We start from the raw sequence: 14,288 nt of genomic DNA, 5'->3' as shown, positions 1-14,288 counted from the left end.
CCGGGGCTTCGCTGTGCACGCCGCCGTGGTGGTGCGGGCGCTGCGTGCGGGTGGCGGCCCCGCCGTGCGGCGCGGACCGCCGCGCGGGGGACCGGGGCACGCGCTCACAGCTTATATCGACGTTGTGTTGATAACCTAGCGACACAGCGTCGATAACGAACGGCGCTCGGAAGGACAGCATGTTTCTCGCACTCCGCGAACTCCGCTACGCGCGCGGACGCTTCGGACTCATGGGCGCGGTCGTCGCCCTCATCGCGATTCTGGTCGTCACGCTCTCAGGACTCTCCTCGGGACTCGTCAACGACGGCGTCTCGGGTCTCAAATCCATGCCGGTCTCCGCCTTCGCCTTCGATGAGGGCACCAAGACCGATAACGCGTTCTCGAGGTCCGTCGTCGACGCCGAACAGCTCGCCGCCTGGCAGCAGGTGGACGGCGTCGCCGACGCGGAGCCCGTCGGTGCGGGCATGGTCAATGCGAGCCTCGGTGACGGAACCCAGATCGACCTGTCACTCTTCGGGATCGAGCCCGGCTCGGCGCTCGCTCCGGAGCTCTCTGAGGGGGAGAACTTCTCCTCGCTTTCGGGGGTGGTGCTCTCCGAGACCGCCCGGGACGAGGGAGTGGGGCTCGGGGACATCATCACCCTGGACCGCGTCGACACGGAGCTCCGGGTGGTCGGCTTCACGGAGGGACAGACCACCTTCGGCCATGTCGACATGGCGTTCTTGCATCTCGACACCTGGCGCCTGATCGCCGCGGGCGCCGCGCAACCGGGCTCCCCGACGCAGGAGCAGGTGGACGCGCTCGCGTCCGAACTGGCGAGCGTCATCGCGATCCACGCCGAGCCCGGCGGAGAGCTCGATCTCGCAGCGGGCGACGCATCGGCGCACACCAGCTCGGTGCCGCTCGAGGAGTCCTTCAACTCTTCGCCCGGCTACGAGGCGGAGACGCTCACCCTGAGCATGATCCAGGTGTTCCTGTATGCGATCTGCGCCCTCGTCGTCGGAGCGTTCTTCACGGTCTGGACCATTCAGCGCCAGCACGAGCTTGCGGTGCTCCGGGCGATCGGCGCCTCGGGCCGGTACCTGCTGCGCGACTCGCTCGTGCAGGCCGCGATCCTGCTCGTCGCCTTCACCGGCATCGGCGTCGCCGCCGGGGTGGGGCTCGGGGCGGCTATGCCCGCGGGCATGCCCTTCGCTCTCGAGGCCGGTCCGGTCATCATCGCCACGGCGACGACGATCGTGCTCGGCCTGCTCGGCGCGGCCGTTGCCGTGCTGCGCATCATCAGAGTCGATCCGCTCACGGCACTGGGAGGCCAGCGATAATGTCCATCACATCACCAGCACTGCTCATGCGCGACGTGACCCTCGAGTTCGGGGACGGCGACAGCCGCGTCCGCGCGCTCGACAGCGTCGAACTCGAACTGGCACCCGGGGAGTTCGTCGGTGTCATCGGCCCCTCCGGGGCGGGGAAGTCGAGCCTGCTCGCGACCGCCGGCGCACTCGCGGCACCGGACAGCGGACGCGTGGAGGTGCTCGGGCGGCCGCTCGCGGAGCTCGGTCGCCGCGCGGGTGCGCTCGCGCGCTTTCGCCGCGAGCACATCGGCTTCGTCTTCCAGTCCGGCAACCTCATTCCCGCCCTCAGCGCCCAGGATCAGCTCCGCCTTGTGAACCGGATCGCCGGCGGGCCGCGCTCCTTCGATCCCGCGCCCCTGCTGGACGCCGTCGGGATGGCGCATCGCGCGCGGCATCTGCCGCGCCAGCTCTCGGGAGGGGAGCGGCAGCGGGTGGGCATCGCCCGTGCGCTCGTCACCCGTCCGAGCCTCCTGCTGGTCGACGAGCCCACTGCGGCCCTCGACCGGGCACGCAGCCGGCAGGTGGTCTCGCTGCTGGCCGAGCAGTCCCGGGAGCGCGGCGTCGCGACGCTCATGGTGACGCACGACCACGGGGTGCTGGACCACTGCGACCGGCTGGTCGAGATGGTCGACGGGCGGCTGAGCCCGGTCCCTGCGCCCGCGCACGCGCCCGCAGCCTGAGGGGCGCGTTCGCCTTCGTCCCCGCGCCGGGTGTAAGGTGCAGGGAGAAGTGGGGTCGGACCGAGTCGAGATGCGGAGCCCGTGCCGAAGATCAACGCAGCCACGGTGGCGGAGCATCGCGCGCAGCAGGAGCGTCACCTGCTGCGGGTCGCGCACGCCTTCCTCGAGGAGACCGGCAGGGCGCCCAGCATGGCGGAACTCGCCGAGCGTGCGGGCCTGGCCCGGTCAAGCGTCTACCACTATTTCGGCTCGAGCGAGGCGCTGCTCGCGGCGCTCGTCCGCGACGTGTTCCCGCGGTGGGCGGAGCGGATCACCGGTGCGATGGCGGCCGCCCCGGACGCCGGTGCCCGGGTGCTGGCCTACGCGGTGGAGAATCTGCGTCTCGTGCACGAGGGTGCCCACGCGGTGGCTTCTGCGCTGTCCGCGCTCACGCCGGAGGACGCGATCGACGCGGAGTCCTCCCGGATGCACCTCGCGATCCGGGAGCCGCTGATCGACGCGCTCACGGAGCTGGGTGTGGCGGAGCCGGAGAGCGTGGGGGAGCTGGTGAACGCTGTCGTCCACGCCGCGACCCGTCTGCTGGAGTCGGGCTCCTCGTTTGAGTCCGCGTGCGCCAGCATGTCCGAGGTGCTCGGCCCGATGGCGGGGCGGAGCAGCTCGGCGCCCGCCGGCGCGAGCTGAGCGACGGCCCGGGAGAGGCTGGAGGTCGCTCGGTTCGAGCCCGGCACGGTGAGCACGAGCTGGGCCGACGAGAATGAAATGAAGTGCGCGATACTGGGATCGAATAACTAACGTGTTAGGATAGAAACAGCTCAAAATCAGCCCCGATCCCTTTGTTATCAAGGGATGTACTCGAACCTTGGTTGAGTCAACTAAGGTCAAGAAGTACCCAGAAACCCCTAGTTGAGTACCACGCAGGTACCACGAAACGGAGGCTGATCTATGTCTCGCGAGAAGTTCGGAATCATCGACAAGTTGCCCAGCGGCAACTACCGGGCCCGCTACACCGGCCCCGACAAGAAGCGCTATCCCGCCCCCGGCACCTACAAGACCAAGGGCGCGGCTCGCGCCTGGCTGGCGGATCGCCAGTCCGAGATCAACTCGGGAACCTGGCGGCCCCCCGCAGTCGCCGCCGCCGAGCAGCAGCGCGCTGCAGCCGAGGCCGCCCGCCGCGACGTGACGCTGGGCGAGTACGCCGCGCAGTGGATCAAGACCCGCACGAACTCCCGGGGCGAGGCGCTGCGCCCGCGCACGATCGAGAGCTACGAGGGGTACGTGCGCCCGGCGGGCGTGACCACCAAGAAGGACAAGACGGGTAAGGGCGGGCCGCTCGCCGATATGGTCGGGCGCAAGCTCGGCGAGATCACGCCCGAGATGGTGCGTGAGTGGCGCGCCGCGAAGATCGAGACCGGCCGTGTCTCGCAGACCTCCCGCGCCTACGAGTTCATGAAGTCGGTGCTCAAGACCGCCGTGGACGACGGCATCCTCGATAAGAACCCCTGCCAGATCAGGGGCGGTTCGACGGCCTCGACCGGCAAGAGGGTCGAGCCGCCGACCGATGCGGAGCTGGACGTCATCCTGTCGAGCATCGACAAGCGGTACAAGGCCCTGGTCGTGATCGCCGCCACCGCCGGGCTGCGCTGGGGCGAGGCGACCGAGCTTCGCGCGAAGGACGTGGTGGTCGAGCGCGACAAGGCCGGTGACGTGGACTGCGTGCGCATCAGCGTCTCGCGCCAGGTCATCCACACGAAGAAGACCGGGCGCGACGTCGGCGAGCCCAAGACTCTCGCAGGCGTGCGCACCGTGGCCGTATTCGGCAGGGACGCCCGCATCATCGCCAATCAGGCCCACGGGAAGATCGGCGATGCCCTGCTGACCACCAACCACGACGGCACCGGCTGGCTGCCGCAGAGCGCGTTCTGGCGGCACTGGCACAAGGCCGTCGTCGCCGCCGGACGGCCCGACCTGCCGTTCCACGCGCTCCGGCACTTCGCGGGCACCCGCTACGCGCAGACCGGCGCGACGGCCAAGGAGACGATGGACCGCCTCGGGCACTCTTCTATGAAGGCGGCGATCCGCTACCAGCACAGCGGGAACCGCGACGACGAGCTGGCCCGCCGCATGGCCCAGCAGCGCGCGAGCTGATCGGTCGGCGCGGGCCCGGCGCGGGTCTGTGACATGTGCCCCGCCCCCGCTTCGCGGGTGCGGGGCACCGTCATGTCGACGGTGCCGCGCCGGGCCGGGCAGCACTGCGCAAAATGTACCGTCATTTTTGAGCTGCAAAATGACGGTACAAAATGACGGTACATTTTGAAACCGCCTAGATCCGCATGATTCCGCGGCAAAACGGTCACGGGGCCGCACCGGCGTGTACCGTCATTTTCGGGGACAGAGAAATGACGGTACATCCTCGGTGCATGATCTTGACAGTCGCACATGCGCGCGCGCACGCGCGTTTCCCCTGATAAACGAGTGCTTTCGGCGATCCCTCGCAGTGAGGTTTCAACGCTACGTTCCCGATTTGTACCGTCATCTTGCAGAAATCGCGATCTTGCGGCCCCTGCGGAGAAAAGTCGTTTCGACTGGGTACAAGCGGAAACTGGGTACACGGCCCCGAAATCTGTTGAAATACCAGCAAACACGTTGTACCCGCAGGATGGCTCAAACTGGGTACACGAGTGGGTACAGCCTGGTACAACTGGGTAATGCCACCTTCCACGCCGAGCACCTGACGGGCGAGGGATTCCCCGTCCATGAGGTGCTCGGGCTGATGGATACGGGGTCAGGCGGGCATCTTTGCGCCCTTGGTGCGGTTGCAACGCCAGCACAGCGTCTGGAGGTTCTCGGGCTCGCTAAGGCCGCCCTTGGAGACGGGGATGATGTGATCGACTTCGAGGAGCAGGTTCGGCTCGACGGCGACCGAGACGCCGCACGCGGGGTTCTGGCAGGTGTGGCGGTCACGATCCTTGATCCAACCGCGCAGGCGCGCGGTCATCAGCGCGCGCTGACCGGCAGCCGACTTCGCCCAGCGAATCTTCTGAACGAGCGTCTCTGAAAGGGCGTCGAGCGTCGGGGTATCCAGGTTGATGTTCACCGTCTGGCCGCTGTTGCCACCGGCGGAGACGTACTGGAACTTGTAGTTCGGGTACGGCACCGTGATCGGCGAGAGGTGCACGCCGACGAGGCTCCAGAACTCGTCCGCGTACCGCTGGAGGATGAACGCGGGCGGGTTGATCATCGCGACGATCTCAGCCTCGCGGCGCTGCACGTTCGCTACGGCCTCCTCCAGCCGCGAGATGTCCTCGGCCACTCGCTGCACATCGGCCAGCGTCTCCTGGTTCGCCTTGATCTCGAAGTATTTCATCAGGTACTTGATCGGATCCATGCTCGCGTTGCGCACGACCTGAAGCGAAGCGTTGTGAACGTGGGGCGCGTACTCGGCGACGTTGCGGTCACGCTGGTAGTTCCAGTTCGACGTATTCTCGAAGTTCGCGAGGTGCGCGTACTGGCCGGTGGACGATGCACCCAGCTCGAACGCACCCTGGCCGCGAATCTCCGCGACGTAGTTCACGACCTCGTTGTGCTCGGCGACGACCGAGGCGATCTGAGCGCGGAGCCCCTGGAACTCCTCACCGTTGAAGTACTTGTTCTTCCGGTACTTCCAAATGAGCGGGTTCGCGATGAGGACCCCGGCCAGAGCCAGGAAGAACAGGATCGGGTGAATCGCGCCGAAAAGGAGCGGCAGTACGATCAGTGACGTGATGAAGAGCCACTTGGGCATTGGTTTTCCTCCTGAGTAGAGCTATGTGTTTTTAATTCGTGAAGTCTGTTCTCAGACTATCGAGCACCCCCGACATTGGCGGGGCTGATCACTCCCCGTAGCCGTGCCCACGGTCTCGCTCAGACGCGCGCATAGGGGCATCGTTGAGCTGCGCCATGGTGAGCCTCTTCTGCGCGGCGGCGGTGCGGTCGCGCCAGGTCTCGTACCTCCCGACCGGCTGGCCCTGGCGGGTGAGCTTCGCGTGCTTCGCACGCGCCCAGTCCTCGAAGTCGTCGAGCATCGTCGTGCCGTCAGGGCGCTTCCGGGATTTCGCGAACGCCGTCAGCTGCGCCGACTGCTCGCCGAGGAATTCGGCCCGCATATCGTCATAACTCGGCGGCTGCGGCGCGGGTCCGGCGGCTGCAAGGTCCCGCTCGACATCCTCACGCAGCGCGCGCAGGCGGGCGATCTCGGCCCGCTTCGCAGCGTTGAGCGACTCGGCCTCGCGGCGCTCGTTCTGGGCCGCGAGACGGTCGTCTGCGGTCTCCTGGTCGCGCCGGTCGAGATCCGCCTCTCGTGCGTCGAGCTTGCGCTTGCGAGTCAGCCAGTCGGTCTCGCGCTGAGCAATGTCCTGCGTGCGCTCTTCGAGGTCTGCGTCGGCTTCTTCGAGCTCGGCCAGATCGACGGCGTTCTGGTCTTCCTGCTCGCGTGCGGCTGCCAGACGGTCTTCGGCGATGATCCTGTTGTTGTCGGCGCGGGCGTAGTTCTTCTTGCCGAGGTAGGAGCCCTCGTTGGCCTTGTCGATCTCGGCCTCGACCGGCCAGCCGCGTTCGATCATGTGCTCGCGCATCGCGGTCTGGTAGTCCGAGAGCTTGACCTTGCCACTGACCGACTTGCCTGCCTTCGGGTGCCCGTCGGGGTAGACGACATCGCGGTGCGAGAACCACTTGCGCGAGAACTCGTTACGCAGGAAGCCGGGGTGCTTCGGATCGACCGCATAGCTGTCGAAGCCGAGCTGCATGTGCGGCCTGTGCTCGCTGTACTGGTCGGTGCGCCAGTGCAGACCGTCGTGGCCTCCGGCGACGATGCCGTGCTCGGTGAGGAACTCCTGAGCGTCGTTGAAGTAGCGGCGGGCCTCGTCGGGATCACGGGCGATGCGGCGCGGCTTCGTGAGCGGCTGGCCGGTCTTCTCGCTGATGACCTGCTTGCCGTTCTCGTCGAGCACGTAGCTCACGTTGACGGGGTCGTCGATGCAGAGGTTGTCGGGCAGGTGCACGACGATCTCGGTCAGCTCGTAGTCGTTCGCGGTCTGCTTTCGGAAGAGCTGCGCGTTGCGCGAGGCGAGGTAGTCGAGCGCTTCCTGGAACGAGGTCGCGGGCTTCATTCCGCCGTTGCCGTCGTTTACCCAGTTCTCGTTCAGCGCTTCATCCGCGAGCACGATATTCGGGTTCTTCGCCGCCTCGATCTTTGACTGCTCGGGGTCGAGCGACCGCAGCGCCTCCTTGATGATCGCCTCGTTCGATCCGTGCGGCTGCGCGCCCGCCGAACCCTTCTTCGGCGGGAACTTCCCGCCCGTCTTCGCGTGGGTCGCGCGGAACGCCGCCCGGCCCACTGCTGCACCTGCTTTGCTCACTTCAGTTCCTTTCGTTCGCGTGCTCCATCTCGCTCCCCGGTACATCGGGAAGCGTGCTGTCGCGCGTCGTCACATCGCACGGGGCCCCTCGCTGCGCTACCCCATCCGCTGCGCCGCCGCGACACCCTTACTCACCTGGGGGCCCGCGCTTCGCTACCCCAGGCGCCTAAGAGTGTCATTAACGACCTAGGACACTTTTTCGCTGCGCTCCAAAGTGTCTCGGTCGCCCTGCGGGGCTCCTCGGCCCTGGCGGGCCTCGACGCACACCCCAGACGACAGCCCACCGGGGCCTCGTCTGCGGCGCGCGTAGCACGTCGAGCACCGCGACAGCCTGTTGACTGTCGCGGGCTCTCCGTGGGGGTCGGCAGCGTCACTGCCGACTCCAGCCGCCCGACGAGAACGACGGCTGCGCGTCGGTCTCGTCGTCCGAATCCGGGGGGACCGTCTCGTGCGAATCGCTCGAGACGGTCCCTGCCGAATCGTCGGGGACGGTCACCCCGTCCAGGGCGATCCGCGACGCTGCGATAGCGTCGGTCGCGCCCCTCACGCCCGGGGCGAACCGCTTCGCGATCTCGCGCCCGAACGCCTCGTACTCGCGGGCCTCCGCGAGCTTCGCTGCCTTCTGCGCCGAGGCGGCCTCGGCGAACAAATCCTTGCTGGTCTTCGATGCCACGGTGTGGCTCCTCTCGTTGTGTGGTGATCGGCCCGCCGACGGCGAGCCGGGGGTAGGTCAGGCGGTCAGCCGCTCCACCAGATCGGCGGGCATCCTGTCGAAAAGATGACCGGGGATGTCCTCGCCGCCATGAATGGCGGCGGCGCGATCCGAGTACGCCCGCGTGAACCGGGCGCGGTTACCGGGCGCGCGCCACAACAGCGGCTCGCGCATCATGACGGTGTCCGGGTCGGTGTGCGCGTACATGAGCATCAGCTCGACCGTCTCGGCCTCGTCGAGGGGGCGAGCCAACTTCGAGGCCCGGGCCTGGCGCTCGCGCCACTTGTCGACCTGATCCCAGATGCCCGGATCGGACACGAGGATCGAGGCGCGGGAATAGAGCGCCTTGCCGCGCGTCTTCCGCCCGGCGTCGTCGTGCGGAAGGTACGACACGAACCCGAGGAAGGCGTCACGCGCGCTCCTGCCGCGACCGGCGACCAGAGGGTCGAGGTCGATCAGATCGGCGGCGAGGTCGAGACCGCGCGAGAGCCGACGACGCATCTCGGGGAGCGCGACCCGCGTCGGGCACAGCATGGCACCCTGGGTGTGCGGCGCTGCGCTGTCGCGGTCGTGCAGGCCGACGGCGTAGTCGTGCACCGTGCGCTGCGGATCGAGCACGCCTGCCACGTCTGCGGGCGTCGCGAGGTCGGCGGGAACAGTCAGACGGAACCCCGCGTATCGCGGGCCCCTGGTATTCTTGGTCATAGGAATCTTTCTGACGACACTCGCCCGGTGCGCTGCCAACGCCCGGATACCGCGAGGGTCGTCTCTTCGTTGAGACGGCTCTTGCGGGGGTCAGGCGGCGGTTGCCAGCAGCGCCCGGATGGAGTCCTCGGTCACGAGAACCAGGCGGCCGCGACCAGCGCCGAGAGGGCGAACGGTCTTCAGACGGCCTTCGTCGATCATCCGCCTGACGGTCTTGTGGCTTACACCGAGCCGCGTCGCGGTGTCCGTGATCGTGCGGGTGAGCTGATCGCTATCAGCGGTGCGGACCTTGGTCCGAGAAGTCTTGACAGTAGCCACGAGTGCATCCTTCGAGCAAAAGGCCGGAGCCTTTACCTGGATGCCTGTCTCTGGGGGTCAAGCGGAACTTTATCGAGAGGCGTCACCCTGAGTCTGTCAACCTTGCGGCCTACTCGCCTTGCGGCGGCGGGGTGAGAGTTAGCGCCTGAAGACAACGCTACCGGGTGACCCTTGTTGGCGCAACTAGGGTCACCCGCCCGATTCGTGGGTACCACGGAGGTACCACGCGAGCTGCAAACAGTGCCCCGAAACGAAGAAAACCCCTGGTTTACCAGGGGTTTCTCTCTGTGCGCGATACTGGGATCGAACCAGTGACCTCTTCCGTGTCAGGGAAGCGCGCTACCGCTGCGCCAATCGCGCCTGTGAAGGCTATTCAATTATGAGGCGAGGTGGCGACGGGATTCGAACCCGTGTATACGGCTTTGCAGGCCGCTGCCTCGCCTCTCGGCCACGCCACCGTAGTAGTGGTTGACACTACAAGCGGCCGAGATGAACTCGGCCACTGGAGCGGATGACGAGACTCGAACTCGCGACCCTCACCTTGGCAAGGTGATGCGCTACCAACTGCGCTACATCCGCATTCTGCCGCGTTGCCGCGACCTGAATAACTATAGGGGTGGTCGCTTGCCGGGCGCAAATCAGTGCCGGTCGCCCGGGCGCGCCGCCGGGCGCGATGCCGCTTTCCCGCAGATTGAGCTCGCGATGGGGGCCGGGTTCGTGCTCAATCGCCACGGGACCATTACGGTAGAGACATGGCGTCGCGGGCCCGGGGGAGAGTGACGCAGCTTCTCGCTGCGTCTGTGGTGCTCGTGCTTGCGGCGGCGGTGATCGTGGCGGTGATGCACCGTCAGGAGATCCGGGATCATTTCTCGGGCTTGGGCTATGAGCCGACGCCCCGTGTCGAGCAGCTCCGGGAGGATCTGTCGTTGACGGATGCCGGAGACCGGATCTTTCTGGCGACGCGGCCCACGGTGGATGCCGGCACGGAGTTCAACGACCGCTGCGCGGGTGTCGACCATGCCGAGCAGGGCCACGTCCTCGGTTGCTACAAGGAGGACCGGATTCACCTGTTCGAGGTGAGGGACGAGCGGATCGACGGGATCGTCGAGGTGACGGCCGCGCACGAGCTGCTCCACGCGGCGTATGGGCGCCTGGGGGAGGGCGACCGGACCGCGCTCGCTGAGCGGCTGCGGCGCGAGTATGAGCGGCTGGCGGAAGACGACCCTGAGCTGCGTGAGCGCATGTCCGTCTACGAGCATCTCTCCGACGGGGCCTTCGCGAATGAGCTGCATTCGGTGCTGGGCACGGAGGTGCGGGAGCTGCCGCCCTGGCTGGAGGAGCATTTCGGCCGGTGGCTGTCTGATCGCGATGCCCTGGTGGATCGCTTTGTCGAGTATCACTCGGTGTTCGTGGCACTGCAGGATCGGGCTGATGAGCTGCAGGAGGAGATGTCGGCGCTCCGGGAAGAGGTGGAGCGCCGGAAGGCGGACTATGACGTCGCCGTGGATGAGTTCAACGCGGAGGCGAACGATTTCGCGGCTCGGAACGGGCGGGCGGAGTTCGCCGACGATCCGGAGGAGTTCGAGCGGATCCGCTCGGAGCTGGATGCGCGGCGGGGCGAGCTCGAGGAGGTGCTGGAGGGCTTGCAGGCCGATATCGACCGCTACAACGCACTGCGTGAGCAGCTCGCGGCGCTGAGCGAGGTGAGCTCTGAGCTCGAGCAGCAGCTCAACAGTGAGCTCGCTCCGGTGACGACACGCCCGGACGAGTGATCCGAGTCCATTGAGATGACGGCGCAGTCGGGGAGGTGCGCCTCGGTGTCCGTCGTTCCGTGTATGATCGTTGAGGCAGTGCGGATCGGTGATCCGCCTGAGGGCGATTGGCGCAGTTGGTAGCGCGCTTCCTTCACACGGAAGAGGTCATCAGTTCGAGTCTGGTATCGCCCACTCCGAGAACCCCTGGCTCCGCCGGGGGTTCTCTTGTTTCGGATTAGCGGCGCAGCAGGGCGAGGGCGGTGTCGATCGAGCGCGCGGACTGTTCGGGGTCGACGCGCACGAGCGCGAAGGCGGCGATGACGAGTCCGGCGCAGCTGTCCGCGAGCGTCTCCTGCTCTGCCGGGTCGAGCTGCGGCAGCCGGGCGCGCACTCCCGCGAGCATGGCGTCCCGCAGCTCGGTGCGGTACGCGGCGATGGTGTGCGCGACGGCCTCGTCGTGCCCGATGGGCGCCCCGGCCGAGTTGACGAGCATGCACCCGCTCGTCGCGGGCAGCGTGCCCTGCGCGAGCAGCGCGGTGCGCAGGCCACTCAGGTACTCCTCGAGCGCGCCGGCCTGCACCGGTGCGACGGTGAGCGGGCGCAGACGCGGGCGGATGACCTCGTCCAGGTAGCTCTGCACCGCCGCGTCGAAGAGGCCGCGCTTCGAGCCGAAGGCGTGATAGATGCTGGATCGTCCCACACCGGTCGCCCGCTCCAGCTCCGGAAGCGAAGCTCCCTCGAAGCCGTGCTCCCAGAAGACGGCTCGGGCCGCGCGCACCGCATCGACGGTGTCGAAGGTCTGGATCCGCCCCATCTGAGCCTCCCGCTTTACGAACTGACCGTTCCAGTATATTCTAGAACGACCAATACACAATAGCCGCGTGCAGACGCGGAAACGGGGGAGTACACCATGATCGTCGTGAGTCTCGTGCTGGCCGGCCTCGCCGCGCTGCTGCACGTCTTCATCTTCACTCTCGAGTCCATCGCGTGGACCGGCGAGCGCGCCCGCGCCGTGTTCGGGACCGGCACCGTCGAGCAGGCCCGGAGCCAGCAGGCGCTCGCGTTCAACCAGGGCTTCTACAACCTGTTCCTCGCGATCACGGTGGCTCTCGGCATCGTCTTCTTCCTCGCCGCTCAGCCGGTCATCGGCGCCACGCTCGTGTTCACAGGAGCGGGATCCATGACCGCCGCAGCGCTCGTCCTGCTGCTCTCCAGCCCGGACAAGGCCTCTGCCGCGCTCAAGCAGGGCGTCATCCCCGCGCTCGCGGTGATCACGCTCGCGATCGGGCTCGCGCTCTGACGCCGTCACCACCCGTATCAACGGCCGCTCCGCGCTGAGCCAGGACGGTCGACGGCTCCGGCACCGCTCCGGGAGCCGGTCGGCCCGGCACATCATCCGAATCAGACCCCGATTCCCACGGATCCACACCCGGATCCCCGACCCGAAAAGGCAGCTCCATGTCGCAGACCACCAGCACCCAGATCCAGCTCGCAGCCCGTCCGCAGGGCTGGCCCACGCATGACGACTTCCGCACGGCCACCGTCGAGTACGGCGACCTCCGGCCCGGCGAGGTGCGCGTGCAGAACGCGTACATCTCCGTCGACCCCTACATGCGGGGCCGCATGAACGACGTGAAGAGCTACACCCCGCCCTTCGCGCTCGGAGAGACGATGACCGGCGGAGCGATCGGCCGCGTCATCGAGTCCGCTGCCGAGCAGTTGCCGGTGGGCACGCTTGTCCAGCACGACCTCGGCTGGCGCGACATCGCTCAGGCGGACGCCTCCGCCTTCCGCGCCGTTCCTGAACTGCCGGGCGTGCCGCTCTCGGTGCGGCTGGGCATCCTCGGCATGACCGGGATGACGGGATACGTCGGCCTCACGGCGGTGGCCGGGATGCGCGAGGGCGACACGGTGTTCGTCTCGGGCGCAGCCGGGGCCGTCGGCACGGCGGCGGGCCAGATCGCGCGGCTGCTCGGCGCCAAGCGCGTGATCGGCTCGGCCGGATCGGCCGAGAAGGTCGCCCTGCTCACCGAGAAGTACGGCTACGACGCAGCATTCAACTACAAGGACGCCCCCGTCCGCGAGCAGCTCGCCGAGATCGCCCCCGAAGGCATCGACGTCTTCTTCGACAATGTGGGCGGCGACCACCTGGAAGCGGCCCTCGATGTGATGAACGACGGCGGGCGGATCGCGCTCTGCGGTGCGATCGCGGGCTACAACACGACCGAGAAGCCCGCCGGGCCCGACAACATGGCGAACATCATCACGCGCGCGCTCACCCTGCGCGGCTTCACCCTGGGCCGCTACGTGCAGCTGGCGCCCGAGTTCCAGGAGAAGATGGCGGCCTGGTTCGCGGCGGGCGAGATCGCCTACGACGAGACGATCGTCGACGGCATCGACCACGCGGTCGATGCCTTCCTCGACATGATGCGGGGCGCCAACACCGGCAAGATGCTCGTGCGCATCGCCGATCTGGAGAGCTGAGCCGGAACGCTCGGCGCGAGGAGGGCGCGCGTCACCTGGGCGGGGGTGATGCGCGCCCTATTCCGCGAGGAGGTGGCGTAAGTAGCGCTCGGGAGCGTCGAGAAAGCGGCAGTGATGATCGACGAGCTGGAGTTCCCCCCATGCAGCCTCGCGGATGCCCCAGTCGCCGAGTTCGAGGATCGTGGCACCGGGGAGTGAGGTGAGGATCGGCGAGTGCGTGGCGCAGATCACCTGGGTGCCGCGGGCACGCATACGGTCGAGGGCTGAGAGCCAGCTCAGCAGCGAGGTGAAGGAGAGACCCGCCTCGGGCTCGTCGAGCAGCGCAAGACCGGTCACGAAGCGCTCGGGATCGAGCTTCTCCGACAGGATCGTGTTGAAGGACTCGCCGTGGCTCATGCGGTGATAGCTCGGATCCGGGCTCCCGAACTCGGCGAGATCTTCGAGATAGGAGTAGTAGCCGTGCATCGTCTCGGCCCGCAGGAAGAAGCCCCACCGCGAGGAGGCCAGACCGTGCTCGACGCGCAGCCACTCGCCGAGCGGCGACTCGATGCCCGCGCTCGCGCGACCCCCGTTCGTGCTGCCGCCCTCGGCCGGCAGACCGACCGCCTCGGCGATGCCTTCCAGCAGGGTGCTCTTCCCCGATCCGTTCTCGCCCACCAGGAAGGTCACCCCGGGCGAGAACTCCCAGCCTTCGCCGCCTGCGACGCGCAAGAATGCGCGCACTGCGGGAATCGTGGCGGGCCAGCGCGTCTCGTCGATCGCGGCGTCGCGGAAGACGCGTACGCGCCGCACCCGGCGGGCGTCCGTCTGCCAGTCAGCCGCTCGTCGCGCCCGCTCCCGCTCGCGGGCCTGCGCCTCGTCATCGATCCGAGTCATGCGCTCAGGCTAGC

The 14,288-nt window shown here is 67.5% G+C and carries 14 protein-coding genes and 4 tRNA genes; 8 read left to right on the top strand and 10 right to left on the bottom strand.

Features of this window, described 5'->3' with window-relative positions; genetic code table 11:
• The first annotated feature begins 179 nt into the window (after window positions 1–179).
• From B4915_RS03515 to B4915_RS03500, 4 genes are all read left to right on the top strand, one after another.
• Window positions 180–1,322, top strand: coding sequence for an ABC transporter permease (locus B4915_RS03515; protein WP_105804442.1), 1,143 nt, complete (start codon window positions 180–182; stop codon window positions 1,320–1,322).
• The gene (locus B4915_RS03510) at window positions 1,322–2,032 is read left to right on the top strand and encodes an ABC transporter ATP-binding protein (protein ID WP_105804441.1); all 711 of its coding nucleotides are present in this window, start codon (window positions 1,322–1,324) and stop codon (window positions 2,030–2,032) included. The genes B4915_RS03515 and B4915_RS03510 overlap by 1 nt, the downstream gene beginning before the upstream one ends.
• Before the next feature lie 81 nt (window positions 2,033–2,113).
• Entirely contained in the window at window positions 2,114–2,713 is a 600-nt protein-coding gene (locus B4915_RS03505) for a TetR/AcrR family transcriptional regulator (protein WP_105804440.1), read from the top strand.
• Between the two features lie 261 nt (window positions 2,714–2,974).
• Window positions 2,975–4,177, top strand: coding sequence for a tyrosine-type recombinase/integrase (locus B4915_RS03500; RefSeq protein WP_105804439.1), 1,203 nt, complete (start codon window positions 2,975–2,977; stop codon window positions 4,175–4,177).
• Between the two features lie 637 nt (window positions 4,178–4,814).
• On the opposite strand, the gene B4915_RS03495 is transcribed toward B4915_RS03500, so the two are convergent.
• The 8 genes from B4915_RS03495 to B4915_RS03460 all read right to left on the bottom strand — a co-directional run bounded on the left by B4915_RS03495 (window position 4,815) and on the right by B4915_RS03460 (window position 9,739).
• Complete coding sequence (locus tag B4915_RS03495) at window positions 4,815–5,813, bottom strand: HNH endonuclease (protein ID WP_105804438.1); 999 nt, start codon at window positions 5,811–5,813, stop codon at window positions 4,815–4,817.
• Window positions 5,814–5,901: 88 nt separating this feature from the next.
• A complete protein-coding gene (locus B4915_RS03490) occupies window positions 5,902–7,425 on the bottom strand; it encodes a hypothetical protein (RefSeq protein WP_146120020.1) in 1,524 nt (507 codons plus the stop codon).
• A 370-nt stretch (window positions 7,426–7,795) separates the two neighbouring features.
• Window positions 7,796–8,098 carry a hypothetical protein gene (locus B4915_RS03485; protein WP_105804436.1) on the bottom strand — a complete coding sequence of 101 codons (303 nt, stop codon included), beginning with the start codon at window positions 8,096–8,098 and terminating at the stop codon, window positions 7,796–7,798.
• Between the two features lie 57 nt (window positions 8,099–8,155).
• A complete protein-coding gene (locus tag B4915_RS03480; RefSeq protein WP_105804435.1) occupies window positions 8,156–8,842 on the bottom strand; it encodes a hypothetical protein in 687 nt (228 codons plus the stop codon).
• 90 nt (window positions 8,843–8,932) lie between these two features.
• The gene (locus B4915_RS03475) at window positions 8,933–9,160 is read right to left on the bottom strand and encodes a helix-turn-helix domain-containing protein (protein WP_181158444.1); all 228 of its coding nucleotides are present in this window, start codon (window positions 9,158–9,160) and stop codon (window positions 8,933–8,935) included.
• 288 nt (window positions 9,161–9,448) lie between these two features.
• Window positions 9,449–9,520: transfer RNA gene (locus B4915_RS03470), tRNA-Val, on the bottom strand.
• A gap of 27 nt (window positions 9,521–9,547) precedes the next feature.
• Window positions 9,548–9,618, bottom strand: a tRNA-Cys gene (locus B4915_RS03465).
• A 45-nt stretch (window positions 9,619–9,663) separates the two neighbouring features.
• Window positions 9,664–9,739: transfer RNA gene (locus B4915_RS03460), tRNA-Gly, on the bottom strand.
• Window positions 9,740–9,936: 197 nt separating this feature from the next.
• On the opposite strand from B4915_RS03460, the gene B4915_RS03455 reads away from it, so the two are divergent.
• Window positions 9,937–10,932 carry a hypothetical protein gene (locus tag B4915_RS03455; protein ID WP_245907322.1) on the top strand — a complete coding sequence of 332 codons (996 nt, stop codon included), beginning with the start codon at window positions 9,937–9,939 and terminating at the stop codon, window positions 10,930–10,932.
• A gap of 101 nt (window positions 10,933–11,033) precedes the next feature.
• Window positions 11,034–11,106, top strand: a tRNA-Val gene (locus B4915_RS03450).
• Window positions 11,107–11,149: 43 nt separating this feature from the next.
• Here B4915_RS03450 and B4915_RS03445 read toward each other — a convergent pair.
• The gene (locus tag B4915_RS03445) at window positions 11,150–11,728 is read right to left on the bottom strand and encodes a TetR/AcrR family transcriptional regulator (protein ID WP_105804432.1); all 579 of its coding nucleotides are present in this window, start codon (window positions 11,726–11,728) and stop codon (window positions 11,150–11,152) included.
• 96 nt (window positions 11,729–11,824) lie between these two features.
• Here B4915_RS03445 and B4915_RS03440 point away from each other — a divergent pair, with 96 nt between their 5' ends.
• Both B4915_RS03440 and B4915_RS03435 read left to right on the top strand, forming a co-directional pair.
• Window positions 11,825–12,214, top strand: a complete 390-nt coding sequence (locus tag B4915_RS03440; RefSeq protein WP_105804431.1) for a DUF1304 domain-containing protein — start codon at window positions 11,825–11,827, stop codon at window positions 12,212–12,214.
• Between the two features lie 158 nt (window positions 12,215–12,372).
• Window positions 12,373–13,398 carry an NADP-dependent oxidoreductase gene (locus tag B4915_RS03435; RefSeq protein WP_105804430.1) on the top strand — a complete coding sequence of 342 codons (1,026 nt, stop codon included), beginning with the start codon at window positions 12,373–12,375 and terminating at the stop codon, window positions 13,396–13,398.
• 57 nt (window positions 13,399–13,455) lie between these two features.
• Here the strand turns inward: B4915_RS03435 and B4915_RS03430 are convergent, their stop codons facing one another.
• Entirely contained in the window at window positions 13,456–14,274 is an 819-nt protein-coding gene (locus tag B4915_RS03430) for an AAA family ATPase (protein WP_105804429.1), read from the bottom strand.
• Between the last annotated feature and the right edge of the window lie 14 nt (window positions 14,275–14,288).

Origin of the sequence: Leucobacter massiliensis, from assembly GCF_002982315.1 — a bacterium.
Taxonomy (GTDB): Bacteria; Actinomycetota; Actinomycetes; order Actinomycetales; family Microbacteriaceae; genus Leucobacter; species Leucobacter massiliensis.
The sequence above is the reverse complement of the archived record's forward strand: the minus strand, read 5'-3'. Positions and strand labels throughout refer to the sequence as shown.